General features: G+C 61.0%; 22 protein-coding genes. 8 read left to right on the top strand and 14 right to left on the bottom strand.

Annotation, left to right across the window (positions count from 1 at the left end):
• Genes GRAN_RS20530 through GRAN_RS20520 form a run of 3 tightly spaced genes read right to left on the bottom strand, consistent with a single transcriptional unit; the run spans position 1 to position 5510 of the window.
• Positions 1 to 942 carry an ABC transporter ATP-binding protein gene (locus tag GRAN_RS20530; RefSeq protein ID WP_128914881.1) on the bottom strand — a complete coding sequence of 314 codons (942 nt, stop codon included), beginning with the start codon at positions 940 to 942 and terminating at the stop codon, positions 1 to 3.
• Positions 943 to 985: 43 nt separating this feature from the next.
• Positions 986 to 2212 carry an efflux RND transporter periplasmic adaptor subunit gene (locus GRAN_RS20525; protein WP_128914880.1) on the bottom strand — a complete coding sequence of 409 codons (1227 nt, stop codon included), beginning with the start codon at positions 2210 to 2212 and terminating at the stop codon, positions 986 to 988.
• Between the two features lie 25 nt (positions 2213 to 2237).
• Positions 2238 to 5510, bottom strand: coding sequence for an efflux RND transporter permease subunit (locus tag GRAN_RS20520; RefSeq protein ID WP_128914879.1), 3273 nt, complete (start codon positions 5508 to 5510; stop codon positions 2238 to 2240).
• Between the two features lie 276 nt (positions 5511 to 5786).
• Between GRAN_RS20520 and GRAN_RS20515 the strand changes: the two genes are divergently transcribed.
• Positions 5787 to 6005, top strand: coding sequence for a hypothetical protein (locus GRAN_RS20515; RefSeq protein ID WP_128914878.1), 219 nt, complete (start codon positions 5787 to 5789; stop codon positions 6003 to 6005).
• A gap of 90 nt (positions 6006 to 6095) precedes the next feature.
• On the opposite strand, the gene GRAN_RS20510 is transcribed toward GRAN_RS20515, so the two are convergent.
• A complete protein-coding gene (locus GRAN_RS20510; RefSeq protein WP_128914877.1) occupies positions 6096 to 6869 on the bottom strand; it encodes an SDR family NAD(P)-dependent oxidoreductase in 774 nt (257 codons plus the stop codon).
• 180 nt (positions 6870 to 7049) lie between these two features.
• On the opposite strand from GRAN_RS20510, the gene GRAN_RS20505 reads away from it, so the two are divergent.
• A complete protein-coding gene (locus GRAN_RS20505) occupies positions 7050 to 7778 on the top strand; it encodes a tetratricopeptide repeat protein (RefSeq protein ID WP_128914876.1) in 729 nt (242 codons plus the stop codon).
• A gap of 141 nt (positions 7779 to 7919) precedes the next feature.
• Here the strand turns inward: GRAN_RS20505 and GRAN_RS20500 are convergent, their stop codons facing one another.
• Positions 7920 to 9083, bottom strand: coding sequence for a potassium channel family protein (locus GRAN_RS20500; RefSeq protein WP_241655040.1), 1164 nt, complete (start codon positions 9081 to 9083; stop codon positions 7920 to 7922).
• 277 nt (positions 9084 to 9360) lie between these two features.
• Here GRAN_RS20500 and GRAN_RS20495 point away from each other — a divergent pair, with 277 nt between their 5' ends.
• Positions 9361 to 9735, top strand: a complete 375-nt coding sequence (locus tag GRAN_RS20495) for a response regulator (protein WP_128914874.1) — start codon at positions 9361 to 9363, stop codon at positions 9733 to 9735.
• Between the two features lie 98 nt (positions 9736 to 9833).
• On the opposite strand, the gene GRAN_RS20490 is transcribed toward GRAN_RS20495, so the two are convergent.
• From GRAN_RS20490 to GRAN_RS20465, 6 genes are all read right to left on the bottom strand, one after another.
• On the bottom strand, positions 9834 to 10916 hold the full coding sequence (locus GRAN_RS20490) for a mechanosensitive ion channel family protein (protein WP_128914873.1): 1083 nt from the start codon (positions 10914 to 10916) through the stop codon (positions 9834 to 9836).
• A 116-nt stretch (positions 10917 to 11032) separates the two neighbouring features.
• A complete protein-coding gene (locus GRAN_RS20485) occupies positions 11033 to 11251 on the bottom strand; it encodes a hypothetical protein (RefSeq protein WP_128914872.1) in 219 nt (72 codons plus the stop codon).
• Positions 11238 to 11525, bottom strand: coding sequence for a BrnT family toxin (locus tag GRAN_RS20480; protein ID WP_206662809.1), 288 nt, complete (start codon positions 11523 to 11525; stop codon positions 11238 to 11240). The genes GRAN_RS20485 and GRAN_RS20480 overlap by 14 nt, the downstream gene beginning before the upstream one ends.
• A gap of 48 nt (positions 11526 to 11573) precedes the next feature.
• Positions 11574 to 13115, bottom strand: a complete 1542-nt coding sequence (locus tag GRAN_RS20475; protein ID WP_128914871.1) for a fumarate hydratase — start codon at positions 13113 to 13115, stop codon at positions 11574 to 11576.
• 88 nt (positions 13116 to 13203) lie between these two features.
• Positions 13204 to 13869: a porin family protein gene (locus GRAN_RS20470; protein WP_150133271.1), complete on the bottom strand. Its 666-nt coding sequence runs from the start codon at positions 13867 to 13869 to the stop codon at positions 13204 to 13206.
• A 222-nt stretch (positions 13870 to 14091) separates the two neighbouring features.
• Positions 14092 to 15237: a DUF481 domain-containing protein gene (locus GRAN_RS20465; RefSeq protein WP_161571077.1), complete on the bottom strand. Its 1146-nt coding sequence runs from the start codon at positions 15235 to 15237 to the stop codon at positions 14092 to 14094.
• Positions 15238 to 15650: 413 nt separating this feature from the next.
• Here GRAN_RS20465 and GRAN_RS20460 point away from each other — a divergent pair, with 413 nt between their 5' ends.
• Positions 15651 to 16388, top strand: coding sequence for a GvpL/GvpF family gas vesicle protein (locus GRAN_RS20460; protein ID WP_128914868.1), 738 nt, complete (start codon positions 15651 to 15653; stop codon positions 16386 to 16388).
• Between the two features lie 193 nt (positions 16389 to 16581).
• A complete protein-coding gene (locus GRAN_RS26775) occupies positions 16582 to 18129 on the top strand; it encodes an OmpA family protein (RefSeq protein ID WP_128914867.1) in 1548 nt (515 codons plus the stop codon).
• Positions 18130 to 18223: 94 nt separating this feature from the next.
• Here the strand turns inward: GRAN_RS26775 and polA are convergent, their stop codons facing one another.
• The 3 genes from polA to GRAN_RS20440 are packed head-to-tail and all read right to left on the bottom strand — an operon-like array spanning position 18224 to position 22896.
• A complete protein-coding gene (gene polA / locus GRAN_RS20450; protein WP_128914866.1) occupies positions 18224 to 21100 on the bottom strand; it encodes a DNA polymerase I in 2877 nt (958 codons plus the stop codon).
• A gap of 24 nt (positions 21101 to 21124) precedes the next feature.
• Complete coding sequence (queA, locus tag GRAN_RS20445) at positions 21125 to 22213, bottom strand: tRNA preQ1(34) S-adenosylmethionine ribosyltransferase-isomerase QueA (RefSeq protein WP_128914865.1); 1089 nt, start codon at positions 22211 to 22213, stop codon at positions 21125 to 21127.
• The gene (locus GRAN_RS20440) at positions 22213 to 22896 is read right to left on the bottom strand and encodes a lysophospholipid acyltransferase family protein (RefSeq protein WP_128914864.1); all 684 of its coding nucleotides are present in this window, start codon (positions 22894 to 22896) and stop codon (positions 22213 to 22215) included. The genes queA and GRAN_RS20440 overlap by 1 nt, the downstream gene beginning before the upstream one ends.
• Positions 22897 to 22967: 71 nt before the next feature.
• On the opposite strand from GRAN_RS20440, the gene GRAN_RS20435 reads away from it, so the two are divergent.
• The 3 genes from GRAN_RS20435 to GRAN_RS20425 all read left to right on the top strand — a co-directional run bounded on the left by GRAN_RS20435 (position 22968) and on the right by GRAN_RS20425 (position 25527).
• Positions 22968 to 24020, top strand: coding sequence for a purine nucleoside permease (locus GRAN_RS20435; protein WP_128914863.1), 1053 nt, complete (start codon positions 22968 to 22970; stop codon positions 24018 to 24020).
• Positions 24021 to 24049: 29 nt separating this feature from the next.
• The gene (locus GRAN_RS20430) at positions 24050 to 25213 is read left to right on the top strand and encodes an FUSC family protein (RefSeq protein ID WP_128914862.1); all 1164 of its coding nucleotides are present in this window, start codon (positions 24050 to 24052) and stop codon (positions 25211 to 25213) included.
• A gap of 68 nt (positions 25214 to 25281) precedes the next feature.
• The gene (locus tag GRAN_RS20425) at positions 25282 to 25527 is read left to right on the top strand and encodes a hypothetical protein (protein ID WP_128914861.1); all 246 of its coding nucleotides are present in this window, start codon (positions 25282 to 25284) and stop codon (positions 25525 to 25527) included.
• Positions 25528 to 25815: the final 288 nt, after the last annotated feature.

The following is a 25815-nucleotide window of genomic DNA, read 5'->3' as shown; positions in this document are numbered from 1 at the left end:
TTACTCCCGCAACTCACGGCCAGTCAGCCGGATAAAAACCGTCTCCAGCGAAGTCTCTGTGATCGAAAGATCCCTCAACCCATACGGATTCGCCACCCGCACCACCTCCGACAGCAGCCCATCCACCCCATGTGCCATGACGCGCACACCGCTGGAGGTCTTCTCAGCCGAAGCCACACCGTCCAGGCTAGACAACTCGCCGATCAGCTTTTCTTTCTGCTCCCGGTCATGTAGATCCAACTGATAGATCTTCTGCACCCCAACCGAAGCCTTCAGCGCAGCCGGAGTATCCTGCACCAGGATCTTCCCGTGGTCGATGATCGCGACCCGGTCGCAAAGCTCATCCGCCTCTTCCATGTAGTGCGTCGTCAGGACGACGGTAATTCCCTCCTGCCGCAGCCCCTTTACCGCCTCCCACATCGCAATCCGGCTCTGCGGATCCAAGCCTGCCGAAGGTTCATCCAGAAACAGCACCTTTGGCCGGTGCGCAATCGCCCGCGCAATTTGCACCCTCTGCGCCAGCCCACCCGAAAGCTGCTGCGGATAAGCTCCCGCCCGCTCCGTCAGATGAAACTGTTCCAGCAACTGCTCAGTCCGAGCCTTGGCCGCCGCCCGGGAGAATCCGAAATAAACGCAATGAAAGTGAATATTCTCGAAGATCGTGCACGCCCGGTCGAGCGTGTTGTACTGCGGCACCACTCCAATCGACCGCCGCGCCACCGCCGGCTGCGCCACCACATCAATCCCCGCGATCAGCACGCGCCCCGCCGTGGGCAAGGCGCGCGTCGTGCAGATACTGATCGTCGTCGTCTTCCCCGCCCCGTTCGGGCCAAGCAGCCCGAACAGCGCTCCCTCTTCGACGTCCAGATCGATCCCGTCAACCGCCGTGACCGTCTGCTTCCCTTCATAAACCTTCCGCAGGCCCGACAACGCAACGATCAAGACACTAGCCCCCGCAATCGATTATAGGGACGCCACCCCTCCCCTAAGGTTTCGCGAGCGCCTGCATCTGCGGCTTCACCTTTCCCCCATCAACAACCTGGTCATCCGGGCTCAGAATCACCGTATCCCCCGCCTTCACCCCGGAAATAATCTCGGTCCCCGACCCCACATCCCGCCCAAGCACCACGCTCTTGAAGTGCGCCACGTTATCGCTATCCACCACAACCGCCTGCGGCCCAGCCGTCCGGATCACAAGCGCATTCGCCGGCAGCATCACCGGAGCCGTGGCCGTCGGCGCAAGGTCGTACCGCACCGTCGCGTACATCCCCGGCAGAATCCGCCCGTCGTTCTTCAGATCCACCTCGACCAGCAGCGTCCTCGTCCCCGGATCGAGACTCTGGCTCGTCCGCGTGATCGTGCCTGGAAACACCTCGCCACCCAGCTCCCGCACCACCACCTGCGCCGGCTGTCCTGCCTTCAACCCCACGGCATTCGCCTGCGGCACATTCGCAAACACCCTCACCACGCCCGACTGCGCAATCGTAAACATCTGCGGCACGCCCGTCTGACTCCCCACCGTAATCAAAGAGCCGCGATCGATCGAACGGGTCAAAATAATCCCATCGAACGGAGCCGTCACCTTCGAGAACGAAGCCTGCTCCGACAGGCTGTTCACATTCGCCTGGCTGGCCGTGATGTTCGCCTTATCCGCCGTCACCAGCGCCGCGTCCGCCCCCGCCTGCGCCCTCTTCTGATCCGCATCCTGCTGTGCGACGACTCCCGCTCCCACCAGCGCCTGCCATCGCTTATTCGTCGTAGCCGATAACTCCGCATTGGCCTCCGCCTGCAGCAACTGCGCCTTCGTCTGCGCCAGCGTAGCCTCCGCCTGCAACAGGCTCTGTGCCGTCTGCGGGTCTTCGATCACTGCGAGCAGTTGCCCCTTCCTCACATGGTCGCCGATATCGACATACCGTTCCTTGATGTATCCGGAAGTCCTCGCGAAGATCGTCGTCTCCTCGAACGCCTGGATATTCGCGGGCATCTCGATCCGCGAGCTCTTATCCCCACCCACAAGCTTCGTCGCCAGCACGATCGGCGGCCCCGCCGCTACCACCGCCTCATCCTTCAACGTATCCCGATGCCGCAACTTCGGAACCAGCGCCACCCCACCAACCACTACGAGAAGAAGAAAGAAACCAGCCGCGGCCACATACGGCGAGCGGTTCGGACGATCCGGTCCTGCGACAACGGTCGATGCACTCTGCGTCATGTCTCTCCCAATCAAGTACTAAAACTTAAACCGCTGCCGCTTTGCCGGCCTCAACGCCATCCTGCGGAGCCATCGCCGCAGTCCCACGGTCAGCCTTCCGCAACCGGCTATAAATCACCGGCACAATCAACAGCGTCGACACCGTAGCCACCAACAGCCCACCAATCACAGCTCGTCCAAGCGGAGCATTCTGCTCACCGCCCTCGCCCATCCCGAGCGACATTGGCAGCATACCGATGATCATCGCCAGCGCCGTCATCGTCACCGGTCGCAGACGCGTCGCCCCTGCCGAAAGCGCCGCGTCCAGGGAGTTCATCCCGGCCTCCCTCTGGTCGTTGGCAAACGTCACCATCAGGATCGAGTTCGCCGTAGCCACGCCAACCGTCATGATCGCGCCCATCAACGAAGGCACGCTGAACGTAGTCCCTGACAAAAACAGCATCCACAGGATCCCGCAAGCCGCACCCGGCAGCGCCGTCAGAATAATGAAGGGATCCAGCCAGCTCTGGAAGTTCACCACCATCAGCAGATACACAAGCAACACCGCAAAGATCATCCCCAGGCCTAACCCGGTAAACGAGTCATGCATGCTGGTTACCTGCCCCCTCACTGTTAGCGAAGTCCCTGGCGTCAGATGCTGCTTGTAGTGCTCGACAATCCTGTCGATATCCGTGCCGACTCCGCCAAGATCCCTCCCCTGCGTATTCACGAACACGTCGAACACCGGCTGCACGTTGTAGTGGTTCGTAATCCCCGGGCTGGTCGTATGCTGCACCTCGGCCACATCCCCGATCACCTGTGGAGCCCTCACCGTGGTGGTATCTCCCGTATTCGCGGCCCCGCCACCACTCGCCGTAATCGGAATTCCCCTGAGCGCCGCCACCGAGTTCATGGTGTACTGCGGAGCCTGCACCACCACGCTGTAACTCACGCCATTCTGCGGGTTCAGCCAATAGTTCGGCGTAGCCTGCCCGCTACCGGAAAGCGCATACAGCATGCTGTTCGCGACATTGCCCTCCGTCAGCCCCGCAATCTGCGCCCGCGACCGATCCACATTCACATGCAGCTCCGGCGCATACACTACCTGGTTGATATGCACATCGACCGCTCCCGGGACCGCCGTCGCGTCCCGCTTGATCTGCTGCGCCAGCGCATAGTTCTTGTCGAACTGCCGCCCGCTGATCTGGATATCGATCGGAGCGGGTAGCCCAAAGTTCAGAATCTGGTTCACGATGTCCGAAGACTGGAAGTAGAACACCATGTCCGGAAACTTCTCGTGCAACACCTTTCGCAGTCTCTGCCGATACTCCTCCGTCGGGCGATGCTTCTCATTCAGCGACAGCAAAATCTCTCCATCCTGCACGTCGGTCAAACTTCCGTCGCCAAATGCCAGGTTGAAGCTTCCGCTCGGGATCCCGATGTCATCCAGCATCATCGCCATCTCGTTCGCCGGAATCTCCTGCCGGATCACCGCTTCAACCCGCACGAAGATCTGTTCGACCTCCTCGATCCTCGTCCCCGGTGGCGTCCTCACATGCAGACGAAACGTTCCCGCATCCACCTGCGGAAAGAAGTCCTGCCCGATAAACGGAATCAAGCAAACCGAGATCGCCGCGAACAGCGCAAAGCATCCGAGCGCGAACCCGGCATGCCGCAGCACCCAGAACAGCACCCTCTGGTATGCCGCCCGCATCCGCTCAAACCCTGCATTGAACCGGAAGTGAACCCGCCAGATGATGCTCGCCTTCTGCGCGCTCGCCCCATGCCCCTCGTCCGGCATTCCGTCTTCGAACGGCGCGTGCTCCTGGTACATCGCGACTTCGCTCGCCAGCAGGAACTTCACCATCGTCGGCACCAGCGTCCGAGAGAGCAGGTACGACGCAAGCATCGCGAACACGACTGACATCCCAAGAGGTGTAAACAGACTCTTCGCCGCGCCCGACAGAAATACAACCGGCACGAAGACGATACAAATCGCCAGCGTAGACACGAACGCCGGAACCGCGATCTGCTGCGCCCCATCCAGAATCGCCGGTTCTATCTCCTTCCCCTGCGCCAGGTTCCGATGGATATTCTCAATCTCAACGGTAGCGTCATCGACCAGAATTCCAACCGCCAGCCCCAGCCCGCCAAGCGTCATCGTGTTGAGCGTCTGCCCCAACAGCTTCAAAATGATGATGGAGGCCAGGATCGAAAGCGGAATCGAAATGGCGACGATGACCGTACTCCGCCAACTTCCCAGGAACAGCAGGATCATCAGCGCAGTGAGCCCCGCCGCGATCGCCGCCTCCTTCACCACTCCCTGCAACGCCGCCTTCACAAACACCGATTGGTCGAACAGCAGGGTAATCTTCAGCGCCGAAGGCAGACCCGCCGCGATCTTTGGCAGCGCAATCCGCACCCTCTTCACAATGTCCAGCGTTGATGCCGAAGCGGCTTTCAAGATCGTCAGCAGCGCAGCCCGCTTCCCGTTGATGCGTACGATATTCTGCTGCACCTGGAAGCCTTCATGCACCTGCCCGATATCCCGCATGTACACGACGGCGCCCGAAGAACTCTTGATCGGCAGATCGTTCAACTGTGCCAGCACCGTCGGACTAGCATTCGTCCGCACGATATAGTCCGTCGTCCCCACCTTGGCATCGCCCGCCGGCAAAATCAGGTTCTGCGCCGTCAACGCATTCACCACGTCCGCCGGCGAAAGCCCCTTGCCATAAAGCTGTCCAAGGTCAAGATCGACGATCACCTGCCGCAGCTTGCCTCCATACGGCGAAGGCACCTGGGCTCCCTGCACTGTCGCCAACTGCGTCCGGACGAAGTTCACCCCAAGGTCATACAGGTCCGACTCCGACAACGTATCGCTCGACAAAACCGCCTGCAGAATCGGCACATTCGAAGCGCTGAACTGCAGCACAAACGGCGGAGTCGTCCCCGGCGGCATTGTACGCAGAATCGTCTGGCTCACCGCCGTCACCTGCGCCACCGCCGCCTCGATCTTCGCTCCCGGCTGGAAGAACACCTTGATGACCGAGATTCCGTTGATCGACTGCGACTCGATGTGCTCGATATCGTTCACCGCCGTCGTCATCGCGCGTTCGCTGATCGTCGTGAACCGCTTCTCCATCTCATCCGGACTCGTCCCCGGGTAAGTCCAGATCACGCTCACCACGGGAATATCGATCGTCGGGAAGATATCCGTGCTCATCGTCTCGATGCTGATGACGCCCAGAATGAAAATGAGCAGGCTCATCACCACGAACGTGTAGGGCCGGCGAAGCGCAAGACTGACAATCCACATGGCCTATGTCTCCTCCCGCACGACACGCGGACGTAACAGCAAGAAGCAAAATCAAATTCGACATCAGTCGCGAAGAGTTCAGCACGCCGAGAGGCAGGACCAATTCGCGAGAGTAGCTTACCAGCTTAAGCATTCCCAGGATCGGAACATTGCGGTTACGTTACCGTGGACGTAGCTTGCATCCAGAAAGTCTCGTACCCGGCAAAAGCCAGGTGGGCGTACCATGGAGGTATGTCGCGTGGATGGGAAAGTAAGGCCGTAGAGGAACAGCAGTCCTTGGCCGGTGAAGCAAAGCCGGTCAGCGCAGCCACCACGAAAGCCAACGCCGCACTCCTCGAAGCGGAACAAAAACGCAAACGCCAGGCCCTGGAACTCCAGCGCGAGCGCATTCTGTCGGAGCGAACCTCCAGCCCGCATCGCCGCTCTGCCCTCACCAATGCCCTTGCCGACGTCGAAGAAAAACTGGCCGAGCTAGGCTGGACCGTCCACTTATAACCGGGTCGGCCCGACAGCCGCCGTTGCCCTTCTGGTTGTCATTCCCAAAGGGAATCTGCGTCTGTAGTGGTTCTAAAACCAGCCCAGCCGTTACCCGCGCCGATGCAGCACAAGCGAATTGGCCTGATCAATCGTCGTCATCAGGATCTCGTGGATATTCACCCGCGGCGGCCGTGAAGCCGCCCAGACGATCGCATCCGCCACATCCTCGGGCTCCAGCGGCGTGATGTTCTCATACACCTTCTTCGCCTTGTCCTTGTCCCCGCGAAACCGAACCTCGCTGAACTCCGTCTCTACCATCCCCGGATCGACAGAAGTCACCCTCACCGGCGTCCCCATCAGATCCAGCTTCAACCCCTGGCTCAGCACCCGCTCCGCCGCCTTGGTCGCGCAATAAACCGTCCCGTTCGCATACGTCACATGCCCGGCAGTCGACCCCAGGTTGATTACATGCCCGCGCCCGCGCTCGATCATTCCCGGCACAATCGCCTTCGTGACGGCGAGCAGCCCCCGGATATTCGTATCGATCATCTCGTCCCAGTTCTTCGGATCATCGAGATACACCTTATCCAGCCCACGGCTCAAACCCGCATTGTTCACGAGCACATCCACGGCCTTCCACTCCTGCGGCAGCCCCGCAAGCGTCGTGTCTACAGCCGCCCTGTCCTGCACGTCGAGCGAAAACGTATGCACCGCGACTCCGTGCGCCGCCGTCAGCTCCTTGGCCAGGTCGACCAACCGATCCGCTCGCCGCGCGCAGAGCAGCATCTTCGCACCCTCGGCCGCAAACGCCGTAGCCGTCGCCTTGCCGATCCCGGAACTCGCCCCCGTCACAAACACAATCCGATCCCGCAAAGAAGCCATCGTCGCCCTGTCCTTTTCCAAAGTGGTCTCAAGCTAAGCCGAGGCTTTCACTATACCGCCCTCCGCCAACTCAACCGAAATGCCGCGCCCTTTCCCCCACCCATCCACGCGCACCCTGATAAACTGATAGACCTGCGGTCCAACCGCACTCGAAGCGCACCCTAAAGGACTCAACTCAAAGTGGATCAGCAGACCAAAGCAGCCCTCAAGAACGACCAGTTCATCAACACCACCGAGCACGGCATCGAGTGGGCGAACCAGAACCGCCGCCAAGTCATCATTACCGGCTCCGCCATTCTCGCCGCCATCCTCATCGTGATCGCCTGCGGCGCCATCTACCACAGCCGTTCCGAGTCCGCTTCCACCGCCTTCGGGGCCGCCATGCAGGCCTACCAGACGCCCCTCGCCGCTCCCGGCCAGCAGGTGCCCCCCGGCACCAAGACCTACGCCAGCGTCAACGAACGCGCCAAGGCCGCCAACGACCTCTTTAATCAGGTCGCCGACAAGTACAGCATGACCCCCGACGGCAAGGTCGCCCGCTACTTCGCCGGCCTTACCTACCTCGAAGAGGGCCAGAACCAGTCTGCCGAAGACACGCTTAAGAAGGTCGCCAGCGGCTGGAACAAGGATCTCGCCGCCCTCGCCAAGCTTTCGCTCGCCCAGCTCTACCGCCAGACCAACCGCGACGCTCAGGCAGTCGATCTCTACAACGAGCTCACCGCCAAGCCCACGACGACTGTCCCCGGCGGCATCGCCCAGCTCCAGCTCGCCGAGCTCTACACCAACGAGAACAAGCCCGACCAGGCCCGCAAGATCTACGCCACCCTCAAGGACAAGGACGCCAAGGGCCCCGCCGGCACCATCGCCGCCCAGAAGCTCAACCCCACCGCTGCCCAACCTCAGCAGTAAAATCAAGTCCCGAAGAGCCCCTCCATGGCTTCTCCTGGAGGGGCTTCCTTTTGATGATCAATGTTCCCGGGTGCCCCACCTTCGGCGCAGCCTACGGTGGGAGACCCATACCGCCCGGCGCGCCGCCTTCCCACGCAACGACTAGTGATCGTGCAAATCCCGCCCCGGCAATAACCCCGGCGGCCTCCGATCAATCGGCACCGCCCTCCCCGTCAACACCGCCTCCGCCTGCTCCCGTAGCCGATTGATGATCACCCATTGGTCCTTCGCATTCGGAGCCGCCACCCATCCCGGAAGCGACATCCCCAGGTAATCCCCGATCGCCCGCGCATGCGGCTCATACAAGCCGCGCATCGCATGCAGCCGCACAACCGAATTCTGGTCCCCGCAGAACCGTATTCCCACATCCCCCAGCGAATCGCACAGCCGATCGAACCCATGCGGCGGAAGCCTCTCCGCATCCTCGTTCAGCGGCCACTGCTTCTCCTTCTCCTCCAGGTGAAACACGTGCCCAAGATCGATCAGCGCATGCCGGCACATCGCAAACGTCAACTGTGCCTGCCGCGAAGCCGGACCCTCCACCACAGCAATCAGCAGCGCGCACGCATCCAGCACCGCCGTCATCGCCGACAGCCAGCTCTGGTTGTCATGCTGCGACCGGTAATAGCAAAGAATCGGGTACGAGATGTGCGATTCCAGAATCTCCGCCGACCACCGCTCCCACTGCGCCAGAAGCTGAATCAACGCCTCATCCCCACCCTCGAACCGGTGCCGTCGGAGCAGCTCCGCCGCAGTCGGTGGCGACCCCGCCCGCGCATCCAGCAGGGCCACATCTACCTCACGCCGCGAAAACGCCTGGTACAGCACCGGCACGTATCCAATCACCAGAGCCACCAGCCCGAGCCCAGTCCCAGCCTCCGAGATCACCAGTGCCCTCGCCGTCAGTGACCGCGGCACCACATCCCCAAGCCCAAGCGTGAACAGCGTCGTCCCACTCACATAGAGATCCGTCCGGAAATGAGCCAGATCCGTTCCCAGCGCCATCGCGTCCGTAAACGGCGTCGCCATCGAATAGAAGAAGCCCGCAAAGCCAACAACGAGCAGAACCGCCCATACCGCGAGCAGCATCAGCAGCGATAATGGCCCATAAATGCTGTAAAACTGCTCCCGAAAGCTCTTGGCCTGGATCCGCTTCCCCACCATCGACCAAGGAGTCCACGTCAGAACATAAAACAGCGAAGTGATCCGCCATCGCCCCGCCGGACGACGCGGCAGGATGATCGTCTGGAACGCATCCAGAAACACACCCGAACAACAAAGAAAACCCAGTAAAAAAGCGATGATACGCAGAAGTCAACTCCTGTCCGGAAGCAGGCCACCCGGAGCATTCTCCAACACTACCAGCCCCTTAGGATCCGCACAGCACACTTTCGTACCGATTCTGAGCGGCCTATGTTTTACAGCGAACATACAAATCCTTCCCTCGAGTGCATCATCAATGTACGGAACACGACCAACGCAGTCCTCCCCAACCGCATCCTAGCTTGCCTTTCGCCCCAGGCTCCCAGAACGGAGGTTCCCAGTGCAACGCATCCTTGTCGTTGACGACGAACACCTCACTGCAGACACTCTCGGCCTCATCTTTCACAAGAACGGCTTTGAAGTCAGAACCGCTTATTCCAGCGAAGAAGCGATCGCCTGCGCCCGCGACTTCCAACCCGAGCTTCTACTCTGCGATATCACCATGCCCGGCAAAGACGGTATAGAACTCATGGTCGAAATCGGCAAGGCATTCCCCGCCTGCCAGATTCTCGTCCTCACCGGCTACTACTCGAACCTGAGCCCGGTCCACGACCACGTCCGTAAGATGCCCCATCCCGCCCGCGTCCTCACCAAGCCCTGCAACCCCCGCGAACTGCTCCGCACCGCCGGAGCCATGCTGGCCGCCACGGCCTGACCTGGCCGCCAAGCCGAATTCCCCACACTCAGAATCGCTTGTAGAGCAATGTCATGAGTCTCGACGGTCAAACGCGAGATACTGCAGGCGCCAGGAGACTATGACGCGGTAGAAACAGCGTCAGAGTGGCTTGAGAGCCGGACAGTGGGAAAAGCGTTGGGGTAGTTCTGCTGGATCCAGGCGGTCATCTCTTCGCGAACGAGGCAGCGTAGGTCGAAGCTTTCGCTGGCGTTGCGGGAGCTCATGAGGCAGCGGAGTTCCATGGTCTTTTCACTCAGGTTCGTGACCTGGAGACCGCAGACCTTGCCGTCCCAGAGTTTGGAGGGGTGGACGATTTCGTTGAGGCGGGCGCGGAGGGATTCGACGGGGATGGAGTAGTCGACGTAGAGGAAGGCGGTGCCGAGGATGTCGGAGGACTCGCGGGTCCAGTTCTGGAAGGAGTTCTCGATGAAGTAGCTGAGGGGGACGATGAGGCGGCGGAGATCCCAGATGCGGATGACGACGTAGGCGGAGGTGATCTCCTCGATGCGTCCCCACTCGCCCTGGACGATGACGACGTCGTCGAGGCGGATGGGTTCGGTGAGGGCGATCTGGAGGCCGGCGAGGATGTTCGAGGCTGTCGACTTGGCGGCGGTGGCGAGGACGAGGGAGGCGACGCCGGCGGAGGCGAGGAGGCCGGTGCCGTAGTGCCAGATGCGGGGGTCGTGGAAGCTCCAGAGGAGGGCTCCGATGGTGATGATGATGAGGAAGCTGATGAGCATCCGGCGGAAGAGCTGGAACTGGGTGTGAACGCGGCGGGCACGGATGTTGTTTTCGGCGGATAGATCGTACTTGCGGAGGAGGAGGGTCTGGGCGACGTAGACGCCGCCGATGGCCATCCAGCCGAGAGAGATGATGAGGGCCATGAGCAGGCCCTGTTGGACGATATCCTCCCAGCGATCGGAGAGGAGGGGGATGCTGGGGAGGATGAGGAGAAGGCAGGTGATGAGAAAGATGGCGCGTGCAGGATGCGCGAGGTGGCGCTGGACTCCCCAGCCGGGGGCGAACTGGGAGGTGCCTTCGGCTTCTTTCCGCTTGATGAGGCGGAAGAGGATGTAGTGGGCGACGTTGGCAAGGACGATGGCGGTGCAGAAGAGGAAGATGGCGAGGAACCAGCCGTGCTTGAGGTGAAGGGTCGTCATTCGTTCTCCTCGGCGGTGAGATGCGTTTGATTGTTAATGGCTGGCGCTGGGTGGGACAGGGCGAAGGCAAACGCAGATTCCCTCGGGAATGACAACCAAAAAGCAACGGCAGGGTGCTACCGCGTTGCTGGAACGGGCTTTGTCGAGCGAACCGCGATCTTCTTAAGCCCACGCAGCGCTTCGTTGACCGACTCGGAGTCCGGGAAGGTCTCAACGAGGTCGGGTGCGAGCAGGATGATGTTCGTTCCCTGCTGCATGCGGTCGTAATACTTGCCGCGCACGGCTTTAGCGGCATCGAGCGGGCGGGGTGTGAGTGCGTCGCTAGACTTCTTCATAGGTCTTCTTTTCCGTTGCAGTCGCGGTTCGGGCTCCGATGATCCGTATGGTGTCATCGAGATCGCGGTGCGAGATGAAGAGAATTCGCTGGCTCGATGATAGACCAATCGTGATGAAGCGGCTTTCTTCTTCAGAATGCAGATCATCCGGAAATGTTGCGGCGAGGGGATCGTCGAAGACGGTCATTGCCTCGCGGAACGATACGCCGTGTTTCTTCAGATTGCGGGCTGCCTTCCCCGGGTCGAATTCGAAGTGCAGCCGTTGGAAGGCCATTTGGGCTCTCGTTCCTATGACAATGGAAACGGTAATGCGGGACCCGATTTACTGGCCCAAGATGGGTAGGCCTCCGATGCCCTGGGCTATTTTGGCGGACCACTCGGCGGGGCCGGTGATGTGGACGCTGGTGCCCTTGGCGTCTACGGCTACCGTTACGGGCATGTCCTGGACTTCGAACTCGTAGATGGCTTCCATGCCCAAGTCAGCGAAGGCCAGGACTTTGGAGCTCTTGATGGCTTTCGAGACGAGGTAGGCTGCGCCTCCGACGGCCATGAGGTACACGGCTTCGTTGTCGCGGATGGCTTCGATGGCGGCGGGGCCTCGTTCGGCTTTGCCGATCATGCCGAGGAGGCCGGTCTCTTCGAGCATCTGGCGGGTGAACTTGTCCATGCGGGTGGCGGTGGTGGGGCCGGCGGGGCCGACAGCTTCGTCGCGGACGGCTTCGACGGGGCCGACGTAGTAGATGAAGCGGCCGGTGAAGTCGACGGGGAGCTTTTCGCCCCGGTTGAGCATATCGGTGAGGCGCTTGTGGGCGGCGTCGCGGCCGGTGAGGAGTTTGCCGGAGAGGAGGATGACTTCGCCGGGGTTCCAGGTTTTGACGTCTTCGCGGGTGACGGTGTCGAGGTTGACGCGGCGGGCGGTGTGGACGTCGTAGGTGAGTTTTGGCCAGGACTCGAGGGAGGGGGGGGCGGTCATGACGGGGCCGGAGCCATCGAGGCGAATGTGGAGGTGGCGGGTGGCGGCGCAGTTGGGGATCATGGCCACGGGGAGGTTGGCGGCGTGGGTGGGGTAATCCATGATCTTGATGTCGAGGACGGTGGTAAGGCCGCCGAGTCCCTGGGCTCCGATGCCGAGGCGGTTCACTTTTTCGTAGAGCTCGATGCGGAGGGATTCGATGGAGGTTTTGGGGCCCCGGGCGATGAGTTCCTGCATATCGATAGGGTCCATGAGGGACTCTTTCGCCATGACCATGGCCTTTTCGGCGGTGCCTCCGATGCCGATGCCGAGCATGCCCGGGGGGCACCAGCCGGCTCCCATGGTGGGAACGGTTTTCAGGACCCAGTCGACGATGGAGTCGGAGGGGTTGAGCATGGCGAACTTGCTCTTGGCCTCGCTGCCGCCGCCCTTCGAGGCTACCGTTATGTCTACCGCAGTGCCTTGAACTAGTTCGACGACGACCATGGCGGGGGTGTTGTCGCCGGTGTTGCGGCGGGTGAAGGCAGGGTCGGCGAGGAGGCTGGGGCGGAGGACGTTGTCGGCGTTGCGCCAGGCTTCGCGGACGCCTTCGTCGACCATCTGCTGCATGGTCATCATGCCGAAGACCTTCGAGGCTTCCCACTGGACTTCCATGCCGACCTTGACGAAGGCGGTGACGATGCCGGTGTCCTGGCAGATGGGGCGGTGGCCCTCGGCGCACATGCGGGAGTTGATGAGGATCTGGGCGATGGCGTCCTTGGCGGCGTGGGACTGCTCGAGATCGTAGGCGCGGGCGAGGTTGTTGATGTAGTCGACCGGGTGGTAGAAGCTGATGTACTGGAGCGCGTCGGCTACGCTTTGGATCAGGTCGTCCTGCTGGATGGTCGCCATCTTGGGCCTCTGGATCGAGTTTAATGCAAAGAGTTCGGGCCCACGCTTTGTGCGCGGGCCCGGAGGGAAGGCTCTGGTTTCGATCGGCTTATTTTATGTGCCCGAACCGGTAGACGATGCCGGCGTTGATGCCGAGATTGTTCTGGAGGTGATCGCCGAAGGTGGTTCCAACGTAGGTGGGGGTGAAGCGTAAAGCGAGGTTCGGGTAGAAGTTGACGTCGTAGTTGACGCCTACGGAGAAGACGGGCCGGTTGGATGTGGGCCACATGCCGAGGAGCGTGGCGGGGATGGCCTTGGAGCCGCCGTCGAAGTTTCCGAGAGAGTAGCCTCCCATGGCGTGGACGCTGAGGGCAGTCTTCTGCCGGGCGTAGATGCGATAGGTCGGGCCGCCCATGAAGGTGTACTCGGTGATGAGCGGGTTGTAGACGCTGTAGATGTTGTTGCCAACCTTGGCGTTTCCGTAGCCGCCGCGCACGTCGGCGATGATGCCGAGCTTCGGGTTGAGGAAATACGTGGCGCTGGTGGCCCAGGTAATCTCGTTGTTCTTCTGAAGGAATTCCCCGCTGCGGAAGCGGAGGTAGCCGCCACCGCCGAAGACCTCGTAGCGGTGCATGTAGGTCTCTTCGGTCTGCCGGAGGATGCGAGCCTTCCGGTTCGCGCTCGACTCGCGCTTGGATCTGCGCTTCTGCGCCTCAGCCGGCATTGCGCCGGCGCCAATCAGTACGGCGAGCACGCCCGCCGTCAACCACTGCATCCTTCGTCCTAAACCAGACATCAAGCGTTTCCTCTGCTTCATCCTTCTTTGGTCGTGCGGCATCCGCTCGGGAAGACGGGGTGCCTGAACCAGGCCGTAGAGGGCCATCTCCTATTAGAACATCCCGTACCACGTGGGAGAACGCTTGTTCTGGAGGACCTAGCCGGGGCCGTGTGTTCGACGTGCGGCGAGGCGACAGGTTACCCCGCCGCCCCACGCGCTCTAGTGCAGGGTATAGCTGATGCCGGTGATGAACTGGTAGGTGTTTTTCTTGAAACCGAAGGCGGGGTTGTTGATGAAGTTGTCGGAGGTGGTGACGGTCAGGTTGAAGCGGTTGAAGACGGGAGCGGCGAGGACGACCTGAGCGTTGGCCGAGTAGGCGTTTGTGTTATTCCAGGCAGGGATGATGCTTGCGGTTTCGGTGAGGACGAGCTTACGCGGGAGGTTACGGCGGTAGTTCTCGGCGAAGGTGGAACCGATGAGGTTCTGGTTGCTGTCGGGAGTTTGGAACTGCTGCTTTTCGTAGTGGACGTCGGCCTTTAGATCGAGTTGCTGGTTGGGCTTCTGAATGGGCGTCCAGCCAAAGCCGCCGCCGTAAATCTGCTGGAGGTCGAGGCCGGAAGAATAGTTGTGGTCGAAAGCGAGTTCTCCGAGGGCGTAAAAGCGTGGGGAGAAGTAGCGGTCGCGCTCGAGATCGGCGTGCATGATGCTGGTCTTCGTTTCGACGGAGCTGGGGGGATCGGTCTGCGGGATGTTCGGCTGGGTGATCTTGCCGTAGCTCTCGGTAAAGTCAAGGGTGGTGCGGTTGTTCGGCGGCAGGAAGGCGGCCTGCGGGATTGTGCGGACGAGCGCGACGGCGGCGTTGTACGTCGAACCGTTCTGAGTGGAACGGATGATGGTCGCGCCTGCGCCGATGGAGCCGTTCCAGCCCTGGTAGATCTTCGCCTTGGCGGTGACGTCGTGCTGGTAGGTGGCCTTATCGACGACAAAGCCGATGTCGGCGACCGGCATGGTCTTCTCGGGGGCGGGCGGAGCGGCGGCGACCGTCAGCTTGCCTGCTTCGACGTCGATGCTGCTGGGCTGCACGGGCTGCTTGGTGATGGGGGCGTCCTTACGCAGGACAGCGAACTGGCCGTGGACGTGGAGCTCCTTCACCTTATCGAGCGTGACGCTGATGTCCCCGGCCATATCGCTGTGGAAGGTGATGCTCTGGCCAACGCCGCGCACGAACGTTCCTTTGAGTTGGTCGCCGTTGGTAAAGACGATGACATCCGGCTCGGGCTTGGCGGGCTTATCCTGCGCGTGACCGATCATCGTGGCAAGGCATGACGCGGCGGCGAGAAGTGCTTTCGTCCAGGGTCTCTTCATGCTCTTAAAGTACCGCAGCGGGAGCGGTAGGACCACCTTTGCGAGACAGCATTTTGGTTGAATCGAAGTTCGAACGGCAGACTCCGGCGACCCGCTTTGACCCTGAAACATGTCGCCCCGCGACATAAAATGTCCTCTCACTGACCTCTTACGAAGGACCAATCGAGACGCTATCTGCCTGTCACCTATGGGGTTTTGCTTGGTAAACGGGGGTGCGAGGCGAATTCCGGTTTTATGTGCAAGATTATGTTGCCAATTGTTATTCGCGTGGCATAGTATCCGTTTCGCGCTCGGCAAAGTTCAACTTTTTTGATGGCGAACATGCCAGGGCACCTGCCCCTCTTTCCCTGGGTTCGATTGTAGTTAACACTTACCCGCGAGCCTCAACCCTCGCCATTTCGTTGGAGTGAATCATGGCATGGTACGCGTATTGCATTGCGGAACGTCAGGCATTTCCAGAACTTGCCCGGCACCGTCGTCCAATGCCCCTCACCGGGGTTTCCGGTCTGTTTGGCAACCAGACCTTTCTCTTCCCAGCAAGCGACCTCGCCGTCATCGTGTCTGAACATAATGACGAAGAGATTGCCGCGATGGATAGCAAGTTCGCACGAGATCACGCACGCGTCGTTGCAGACTGCTTCAAACACTCGACTGTACTTCCCTTCCGCTTCGGCACGACCTTCGCGGATGACGATTCGCTTCGCCGCTCCGTCCGCTCGAACCAAAGGCACTTCACCGCTAACGTGGAACGGCTTCGCGGCAAGGCCGAGATGCACCTGAAGGTGCTCGTCGACGACACCTGTCCCGGCAACTCAGCCCGCGATATGACCGTCGGGCAGCAGTACCTGACCAGCCTGCGTGAGAGCGCGAGCCGGCAGCGGGAACGGCAGTCCCGGGCACGTGCGCTTTCGGTGCAGATGCACCGGATGTTTCTTCCCCTTGCCGAAGAGATAACCTGCAAGCGCATGGAATCGGGCAAGATGCTTCTCGATATCGCTCACCTGATCGATAACAAGACGATCGAGCGGTACCAGAACAAGTACTCTTCCGCGACGCAGCAGATGAAGGAATGCAGCATGCAACTCTCGGGCCCCTGGCCCCCGTATCACTTCGTGCATCGCACGAGTCATAGCGTTCAGCAAAGCGCTTAAAAAGCATCGATTGCAGCCCTCGTGCATCTACCCCTGACACCTACCTTTTGGTTCCTGTCAGGGGTGACGTATTGCACCAAAGTGCTGTCAGTCTGGTGCTTGCGCGGACTACCTTTGCCACAACCAAGGCATCCGATCCTTTGAAAGCCGAGCGAGGGCGCCTATGCGCCGCGTTGCCGGTCAGAGGAGAACGATGAACATCCAGCGAATCACCCCGGGACGTACGGTCTCGACCCTTTTGCTTTGCGGCATGTTTGCCACGGCACCGCTCACCCTGAAAGCCCAGGAACCAAACCCGACCTCGCGTCCCGCAGGCGCTGTCGAGGAAGGCCCCAACGGTATCTATCTCTATCGCGTGCAGGTGGTGCAGCGCGACCTCGACGCGGTCAACTATTTCCATCGCAGCGGTTCGACGAAGATCGGCTTCCAGGGGACCACGCTTCTTCCCGGCGCCAAGGGCGAAGCTAAGGTGCAGAGTGAGCGTGGCGGCATTACAATCGACGCGCGGTTCGAGGGCTTGACCCCGGCGAACGGATTCGGCCGCGAGTATCTCACCTATGTTCTCTGGGCGATCTCGCCGGATGGGCGTCCGCAGAACCTTGGTGAGGTGCTGCCAGCAGGCACGAAGAACAATATCAATGTAACGACGGCGCTACAGTCCTTCGGACTGATTGTGACGGCTGAGCCCTACTTCTCGGTGAGCCAGCCGAGCGATGTTGTTGTATTGCAGAACGTCGTCCTTCAGGATAAAACGCAGGGCGTGCTTGAGAAGGTGAACGCGCACTTCTCGTTGTTACCGCGTGGTGCTTATGCGGATACTGAAGGATCGAAGAGCATCGCCGACCCGATCACGCGCAATGAGCGTTCGCCTCTTGAACTCTACGAGGCGCATAACGCTATTCGCATCGCGATGAACACGGGCGCGGATAAGTACGCGGCGGACATAATCCAGCAGGCGATGCAGGACCTGCGCAACGCGGATGACATCGATGCGAACAAGAAGGGTGATCGCAAGATGGAGATCACGTATGCTCGGCAAGCCGTGCAGCGCGCCGAGGATGCGCGCATCGCAACCCTGAGGAAGCAGGCCGCGGAGCGTCAGCGTAATACGGAGATCGCGAAGAACCAGGCGCAGGAACAGGCGATGCAGTCTCAGCTTGACGCGCAGAAGGCACAAGCGGAGGCCGAGAAGTCGGCAGCCGCGAAGGCGCAGGCTGATGCGGAACGCGCTCGCGCCGAGGCCGATGCGGCCAATGCACGCGCTCAGGCCGCTGAAGCCAACAAGAGCGTAGAAAGCGCGAATGCCGTGCGTGAGAAGCTGAAGGAACAGCTGAACAGCGTGCTGCAGACGAGCGAGTCAGCCCGTGGTTTGATCGTCAACATGTCGGATGTGCTGTTCGACACGGGTAAGTACACGCTGAAGACGCCGACGCAGGTTTCACTGGCGAAGGTTGCGGGAATTCTCCAGGCCTATCCCGGGTTGAAGTTGCAGGTAGAAGGCTACACCGATAGCACCGGTTCGCCTGAGTTCAACCAGAAGCTCTCGGAGAATCGTGCGGGCGCTGTGAAGGACTTTCTCGTGACGCAGGGTGTGCAGATCAACAACATCACCGCTGCTGGTTATGGCGAGGCCAAGCCGGTTGCTGATAATGGGACTGCTTCCGGGCGCGCTCAGAATCGCCGCGTGCAGCTTGTTGTTTCGGGCGATGCGATTGGCGTGCAGGAACAGGCTCCTCAGTAAAGAATGCCTTGCAACAGAGTTAGTTACAGAAGTTATAAAGAGGAGAAGCCGCCCCAGCTGGGCGGCTTCTCCTTTTCGAACTACTTGCTTTGACTTAGCCCTTGATGTCGCGCCAATTATCGCCGACGCCTACATCAGCCACGATTGGGATAGAGAACTCGGCTACGTTCTCCATCTCGTCCTTCACGAGGGCTTGCATCTCTTCGACCTCTTCGGGGACTACGTCGAAGAGGAGCTCGTCGTGGACCTGCAAGGTCATCTTCGATTTCAACTCACGGCGGGTGATCTCGCGGTCGAGGGCGATCATGGCCAGCTTGATAAGGTCGGCGGCTGTGCCCTGCAGGGGCGTGTTGACGGCGGTTCGCTCGGCGAAGCCACGCATGTTGGGGTTGCGGGAGCCTATGTCGGGGATGGGTCTTACTCGGCCGAAGGCGGTTCGTACGGCCTGGTCGGTGCGGACGGTCTCGAGGGTCTTATCAATGAAGGTGCGGACGCCTTTATAGCGATCGAAGTAGGTTTCGATGTAGGTCTTGGCTATCTTCTGATCGATGTTGAGTTGGGCGGCAAGGCCGAAGGGGCTGATGCCGTAGACGATGCCGAAGTTGACGGCCTTGGCGCGGGCGCGGGTTTCTTTATCCATGGTTCCGGCGTCCACTCCGAAGACCTCGGCGGCGGTGAGGGTGTGGATGTCCTGGTTGGTGCGGTAGGCGTTGAGGAGGAGCGGGTCCTGCGAGAAGTGGGCCATGAGACGAAGCTCGATCTGGCTGTAGTCGGCGGACATGAGGACGTTGCCGGGAGCCGCGATGAAGGCGGCGCGGATCTCGCGGCCCAGCGCGGTGCGGGTGGGGATGTTCTGCAGGTTGGGGTTGGTGCTGGAGAGACGGCCGGTTGCGGTGCCTACCTGGTTGAAGGTGGTGTGGATGCGGCCCTCTGCATCGACCAGGGTTGGGAGTGAGTCGAGATAGGTGGACTTGAGTTTTTGTAACTGGCGATGTTCTATAACCAGGGCGGCGATGGGGTGGTTCTGGGCTAACTCCTCCAAGACATCCTGGGCGGTGGAGACTACTTTGCCCTTGCCGTACTTCATGGGCTTGGGGAGGCCCATCTGGTTAAAGAGGACCTCGCCGAGCTGCTTGGGTGAGTTGATGTTGAAGCGGTGGCCGGAGTCGGTATAGATCTTTTCGGCGAGGGTATCGATGTCGACGGCGAGGCGGGCGCTCATGTCGCGGAGGACTGCGGGGTCGATGCGGACGCCGGCCTGCTCCATGTGGAGAAGGACTGGGACGAGGGGGAGATCCATGTGGCGGTAGACGTCGTGCAGGGTGGACGCGGGATTGAGGGGCGTCTTGCCCGGGGGCGGGGCGATAGGTTCGGCTGGTTCGGGGTTTGCTTCCGTGAGTTGAGACGTCAGGGCCGTAGCGAGGCGCTGGACGGCGGCGGCGGCTTCAGGGAGGCGATTTGGGTCGGAGGGGTTGGCCTTCGTGATCTGGTGGGTGAGGGCTCGGGATGTGGTCCGCGCGGCGATGTCGATGAGGGTGTGGGAGCCATGGGTCGGGTTGACGAGATAGCTCTCGAGCATGACGTCGGTGACGGGTCCACGGAGGGTGACGTTATGCGGTTCGAGGGCTCTCAGGACGGCTTTCAGATCATGTAACTGCTTTGGTAGCGTTTCGTCTTCGAGGGCTTCACGGACTCCTTCGCGGTCTAGTGCGGCTTCGAGGGCGAGGAAGGGCGAGGCGGAGAGACCCAGCTTGCAGGCAAGGTCCTGGATGGGTGCGGCCACGGCTGTCGTAGGGGCGTCGGGAATGCCGAAGAGGGACATCGTCTGCGGAGCGGCGGGTTCGGGTTCCACTTCTGGGGATTCGGGGTCGGTGGTGGTGTCGGCTACTTCTTCCGAAAGGGCGCGGGCGTCGGGTGGGATGGAGATAGCGAGGCCGCCAGTTTTGCGGGCTTCGGCCAGGAGGGAGGATAGTTCGGCGTCGGTGGGTTTGGTGTTATAGACGATCTCGGTGTTGTCGACCGACGGGGCTAGTTCTTTCAACAACGTCGTGAATTCGAGTTCGGCGAAGAGTTCGCGGCAGGCGGCGTTGTCGGGTGCCTGGGTCTTCATGTCGTCGAGGGAGAACTCGATGGGGACGCCGGTGTGAATGGTGACGAGCTCTTTCGAGAGGAGGATGTTGTCGCGATTATTTTGTAACGACTCCCGATACGTTTTCTTTTTGACCTCTTCGGCGCGGTCGAGGGCGGCTTCCACGGTGCCAAACTGCTGGATGAGTTCGATGGAGCCCTTGTCGCCGATGCCGGGGGCTCCGGGGATGTTGTCGACTGAGTCCCCGCGGAGGGCCATGACATCGATCACGCGCTCGGGGGGGACACCGAGGATCTCTTCGACGCCCCTGGAGTCGAGGATGAGGTTGTCTTTCGTGGGGTTGAGAATGCTTACGTCGGCATTGACGAGTTGCATCATGTCCTTGTCGGAGGAGACGACGAAGACCTTGTGGCCGAGGGCGGAGAGCTGGCAGGAGAGTGTCCCGATGACGTCGTCAGCCTCGAAGCCCTCAAACGAGAGGATGGGGATGCGGAAGGCTTCGAGGGCTCGGCGGATGTAGGGCTGCTGCTGGATGAGGTCGGGTGGCGTTTCGGTGCGGGTGGCTTTGTAGCCGGCGTATTCGATGGTGTCGAACTGCTGAGTCTTGATGTTGAACTTCTTGACATCTTTCATGCCCTTGGCCTGGGCGTCGCGGAAGACGGGCCCGGCAAGGTCGTAGACGGCGGCGAGGTACTGGGGCTGGAAGTCCTTGCGAAGCTTGTTGATCATGTTGACGAAGACGTAGGTCGCGGCGGTGGGGATGCCGGTGCGCGTGCTCATGGGCCTCTGGCGCTGCATAGCGTGGTAGGCGCGGAAGATGAAGGCCATGCTGTCGAGCAGGTAAATCGGGGGCTTGCTGGTTGATTCTTGGGTCTTGGCCATAGGCCTTTGATGGTATCGGATTCGCTAGAGGATCAGCATGCAGTCGCCGTAGCTGAAGAAGCGGTACTGCGCCTCGACGGCGTGGGCGTAGGCGGCGAGGACCGCTTTCCTGCCGGCAAAGGCGCTGACGAGCATGAGGAGAGTGGACTGGGGAAGGTGGAAGTTGGTCAGGAGGCCCTGAATGATCTGGAAGGTGTGGCCGGGGGAGATAAAGATGCTGGTCTCGCCGGTGTGAGGGAAGAGTTCGGGGGCGAGGGTTGCGCAGTGCTCGAGGGTGCGGGTGGTGGTGGTTCCGGCGGCGATGATGCGGCGGCCCCCGCGGCGCGCGCGGTTGACGGCTTCAGCAGTGGCTTCCGACAGGGTGTAGCGCTCGGCGTGGAGGCGGATGTCTTCGACCTTTTCGGCGCGGACGGGCTGGAAGGTTCCGAGGCCTACGTGGAGGGTGAGGTAGGCGATTTCGACACCCTTGGCGCGAAGGGCTTCAAGGACCTCTGGGGTGAAGTGTAGGCCGGCGGTGGGGGCGGCGGCGGAGCCTATTTCGTGGGAGTAGACGGTCTGGTAGCGGTCCTTGTCTTCGGCGGTGTCGGGGGTGTCCCGGTCGCGGTGGATGTAGGGCGGCAGGGGCATGTGGCCGATGCGCATGATGGTTTCGAGGAAGTCTTCCTTCGCGGAGAACCGAAGGGTGCGTTCGCCGTACTCGCCGGCGGCGATGACTTCGGCCTCCAGGGCGGTCGCCCCATCGGGATCGGCGAAGTGGAGGGTTTCACCGGGCACGACCTTTCGGGCGGGTTTTACGAGGGCCATCCAGACCTGATCGTCGGCTACTTTCTGAGTAAGCAGAACTTCAATTCGGCCGCTTGGATCGGGGGAGGTTGCCTGGGTCATACGGCTGCGGGCGCGGGTGGCGAAGAGCCGGGCAGGAAGAACGCGGGAGTCGTTGAGGACGAGAAGGTCGCCGGGTTGCAGGCGATTCGGGAGATCGGAGAAGGAGGTGTCCTCGTATGCGCCGGAGCGGCGGTCGAGGGCGAGCATCCGGCTCGTTCCGCGGATTGCGGGGGGCGTCTGGGCGATGAGGCGCTCGGGCAGCTGGAATTGGAAGTCAGAGGTCAGCATTAGAACGGTTTCGCCATGGCTACGGCCTCGTCGAGGGCCCGCTGGGTTGCGGCTTGCGGGTCGGGAGTGTCTTTATGAATCTCGACGGGCCAGGTGAAGACCACGCGGGAGAAAGGTTTAGGGATGAGGAAGCCGTCCCAGGTTTTCAGTATCCAGGCGCGCTCGGGGATCGCGTAGAACGTGCCGATAGGGGCGTCGACGAGTTGGGCTAGCTGGGCGGTGCCTGGTTTGGCGACCATGTTGGGGCCACGTGGGCCGTCGGCTGTGATGGCGCAGCGGTGTCCGTCGCGGTAGGCCTTCTCCATGTTGCGCAGACCGGCGACACCGCCGCGGGACGATGAGCCTCGGACCGGGTAGAAGCCGAGCCATTCGACCGTACGGGCGATCAATTCGCCGTCAAACGAGGAGCTGATGAGGATGGCGATGTCCTTATTGCGAAAGCGGTAGGCACAGGTAATAAGGCAGCGGTGCCAGAAGGCGAAGACGCATGGTCCCGGCTCGATATGCCCGAGAACGGCGCCGGGTTTGATGATGTCGCGGTAGCGAAGGGTCATTCCGAGCAGGCGGATGAGGAGAGCCGCCAAGGGTGGCACTGCCGCAAGCATGACCCTCTGTTTCGCCGTATAACGCACAAATTGGAGTGTAGCGCGGCGGTTTGCCGACTGGGGCCTGGTTTTAGTCATCGCATGTTCATGCGTTACCCTGAAATCTACCGAAAAGATCTACCGAAAACCTACAGCGCCCGGAGCCAGGCATGACCCGTCGTCCCTCTGCAGTCCTCGCCACCCTGCTTTTGCTCCTTCTTGCACCGTTCACGCTCGCCCAGCAGAAGCCGTGGCCCATTCGCGCGGTGATCATCGCAACGTTCGAGATTGGCGCCGATACCGGTGATATACCCGGAGAGTTTCAGCTTTGGGCGGAGCGCGAGCATCTGGACGAGGTGATCGAGTTTCCCGGCGGAATCCACCCGCTTCGCACCAATGCCGATCACACCATTCTGGGGATGGTCTCCGGGACGACGCTGGTGAACTCGACGGCGTCGATGATGGCGCTTGGGCTCGATCCCCGGTTCGATCTCACGCACGCCTACATCCTGATCAACGGAATTGCGGGTGTGGATCCGAACGATGCTTCGATTGGATCGGCTGCGTGGGCGAGATACGTTGTGGGTGACGTGGCGCGGGAGATCGATCCGCGTGAGGCTCCGGCGACCTGGCCATACGGGATCTTCCCGGTGGAGGCCCATGAACCGCGACCGGAGAGCATCAAGCGTGCGCAGTGGTTCCAGGGGAACTCGTATCCGCTAAACGCGAAGCTCGCTGAGTGGGCCTACGCGAAGACAAAGAGCCTGAAGCTGGGGGATGATCCGGTCGTCGCCAAGTTTCGTGAGGGCTTTACGGGGTTTCCGAACGCGCAGAAGCCGCCGTTCGTTCTGCTTGGAGATACGTTCGCCTCGGACTACTACTGGCACGGCAAGATCATGACGGAGTACGCCAACGACTGGGTGTCGCTGTACACGGAGAAGAAGGGCAACTTCGTGATGACGGAGATGGAAGACTCGGGCTTTATGAATGCAATTGGACGCCTAGCGCCGATGCATAAGGTCGATCCGGCCCGGGTAATGGTTCTGCGGACGGGGAGCAACTACTCGATGCCTCGTCCGGGGCATACGGCGGTTGAGTCGGTCACGGCACCTTACATCGGCTCGAAGCTGGCGCTGGAGTCGGCGTGGCTGTGCGGGAGCACGGTGCTTCGCGATATCCTCTCCCACTGGGACACCACGTACGCTCACGTCCCGGGCGATTGACCTCGCTCGAGCATCCAAACCCATCAGCAATGGCAACCACCTCACCCCCGCCGCCGCACGCGTACTTCGCCGATCTGTATACGTTCGACTGGTCGAAGCTGTCGCTGCGGGAACCGCTCATCAGCGTAGCGTCCGTCGCGTTCTTCCTGATTGGCGGGGTTCTGATCGGCCACCCATCGGCTGGTCTCATCGCGGGTGGTGGCGCGATGACGGTCGGGTTCGGGGTGAACCAGCGCATTGGCGACTCGCGCCTGTGGCCGATGATTGGGGCGACGCTTGTCATGTGCGTGTCGACCTTCGTGGGCATGATTGCCGGCCACAATGGCTATGCCCTGCTGTTTACGGCGACGCTCTGGGGGCTCAACTACGGTCTTCTGACCTCGCTCGCTCCCGGAATCTCGTGGGTCGGGCAGCAGGCGGCTGTGACTTTGTTCGTGTGCTCCGCATTCCCGGCCAATCCGCACGACGCGCTGCTCCGATCGCTGCTTACGTTGTTGGGCGGAGCTGTGCAAATCCTGGTCACAAGCGTCTTTCTCCATCTGCTGCCGGAGCTACAGACCGACCTTCTCGGGCTGCCGAAAGCCACGCAGGAAAGCATCGCCTATCTGTACCGCGCGGCTCCCCATCCTCAACCACCGCCGGATCCCATGCAATTCCCGACCTTCCGTGGGATTCGAGCTCGCTACCATCTTTGGCACCATCGCCTTCCTCACCTGCGTGGCATACCCACATTTACCTACGCGGTTCGGCTTGCGCTGACCGTACTGGCGGCGGCGGAGACGTATCGCCGTCTTGGGATGCAGTCCGGCTATTGGGTCCCGATGACCGCGCTCCTAGTGCAGAAACCAGCCTTCGCCGAGACGTTCAATCGGGCGCTGATGCGCATTGCAGGGACGCTTGCGGGAGCAGGACTTGCCACCTTTGCCTTGGCGCATATGCATCCACAGCCGCTTTACCTCGCGATCGGCGCTACGTTCTTCGCCACGGTCGGCTTCTGCACGGTAAACGTCAATTACGGGATTTTCAGCGTTTTTCTTACGACGTATATCGTGTTTTTGCTCTCCCTGAACCAGCTTCCTGGACCGGTGATCGCGCACCGGAGGGCGGCCTGCACGATCGCCGGAGGCCTGATCGCGCTGGCGTTCCACGTGGATTCGCTCCGGCGTCAGAAGAGTGCTTTGCCGACAGGATAGATGTGCAAGCGTAAGCCACCGTCCCAGACGTTTTCTCATCAAAATAAGGCATGACGAGGAGATTGTCGATGAAAGCCACCGCGTTCGCAGTTCTTGCGCTCGTGCTCACGGGAGCAGGCACTGCCCAGTCCAATACCGCGGACAACAAGCAGACCCAGAAGCAGTTGAAGCAGCAGAAGAAGGCCGACAAGGCGCAGGCAAAAGCCGACAAGTCCGAGCAAAAGGCTTTGAACACAAGCAAGCAGAAGAAGGCCGATAAAGATCAGGATAAGGCGAACAGCGCAGCAGAGAAGGCAGCAAAGCCCCAGCCGTAGAAAGCTCCCTCCAGGGTCGAGCCGTTCCGAGGTAGCTCCGACCGACCCACCGCACTCCCAAAAAATGTACGCAGCGTTCGACTCCACACTCTTTATTCGCAGGTGCGCGACCAAATCAGAATCCCGTCCGGCTGGAAGGCCTTTTGTGCTCCTTTCTCCCGCAGAGCCATGTGGTAACCTGCGGCCAACCAGTCACAACGGGGACAGGGGCGTTGAGGTATGTTCTTCCGCCGTTCCAGAGAGCAGATCAGAGCCGTTTTATGCCTCGCGGGAGTGCTCGCTCCGCTT

Source organism: Granulicella sibirica, assembly GCF_004115155.1.
Taxonomy (GTDB): Bacteria; Acidobacteriota; Terriglobia; order Terriglobales; family Acidobacteriaceae; genus Edaphobacter; species Edaphobacter sibiricus.
The sequence above is the reverse complement of the archived record's forward strand: the minus strand, read 5'-3'. Positions and strand labels throughout refer to the sequence as shown.

Coding starts and splice junctions, on each gene's coding strand:
- GRAN_RS20525 (WP_128914880.1), bottom strand. CDS start 2,212: ATGACGCAGAGTGCATCGACCGTTGTCGCAGGACCGGATCGTCCGAAC.
- GRAN_RS20520 (WP_128914879.1), bottom strand. CDS start 5,510: ATGTGGATTGTCAGTCTTGCGCTTCGCCGGCCCTACACGTTCGTGGTG.
- GRAN_RS20475 (WP_128914871.1), bottom strand. CDS start 13,115: ATGGCGACCATCCAGCAGGACGACCTGATCCAAAGCGTAGCCGACGCG.
- GRAN_RS20490 (WP_128914873.1), bottom strand. CDS start 10,916: ATGACGACCCTTCACCTCAAGCACGGCTGGTTCCTCGCCATCTTCCTC.
- GRAN_RS20470 (WP_150133271.1), bottom strand. CDS start 13,869: ATGCAGTGGTTGACGGCGGGCGTGCTCGCCGTACTGATTGGCGCCGGC.
- GRAN_RS20465 (WP_161571077.1), bottom strand. CDS start 15,237: ATGAAGAGACCCTGGACGAAAGCACTTCTCGCCGCCGCGTCATGCCTT.
- GRAN_RS20485 (WP_128914872.1), bottom strand. CDS start 11,251: ATGAAGAAGTCTAGCGACGCACTCACACCCCGCCCGCTCGATGCCGCT.
- GRAN_RS20510 (WP_128914877.1), bottom strand. CDS start 6,869: ATGGCTTCTTTGCGGGATCGGATTGTGTTTGTGACGGGGGCGAGTTCC.
- GRAN_RS26775 (WP_128914867.1), top strand. CDS start 16,582: ATGAACATCCAGCGAATCACCCCGGGACGTACGGTCTCGACCCTTTTG.
- GRAN_RS20460 (WP_128914868.1), top strand. CDS start 15,651: ATGGCATGGTACGCGTATTGCATTGCGGAACGTCAGGCATTTCCAGAA.
- GRAN_RS20430 (WP_128914862.1), top strand. CDS start 24,050: ATGGCAACCACCTCACCCCCGCCGCCGCACGCGTACTTCGCCGATCTG.
- GRAN_RS20425 (WP_128914861.1), top strand. CDS start 25,282: ATGAAAGCCACCGCGTTCGCAGTTCTTGCGCTCGTGCTCACGGGAGCA.
- polA (WP_128914866.1), bottom strand. CDS start 21,100: ATGGCCAAGACCCAAGAATCAACCAGCAAGCCCCCGATTTACCTGCTC.
- GRAN_RS20440 (WP_128914864.1), bottom strand. CDS start 22,896: ATGACTAAAACCAGGCCCCAGTCGGCAAACCGCCGCGCTACACTCCAA.
- GRAN_RS20480 (WP_206662809.1), bottom strand. CDS start 11,525: ATGGCCTTCCAACGGCTGCACTTCGAATTCGACCCGGGGAAGGCAGCC.
- GRAN_RS20435 (WP_128914863.1), top strand. CDS start 22,968: ATGACCCGTCGTCCCTCTGCAGTCCTCGCCACCCTGCTTTTGCTCCTT.
- queA (WP_128914865.1), bottom strand. CDS start 22,213: ATGCTGACCTCTGACTTCCAATTCCAGCTGCCCGAGCGCCTCATCGCC.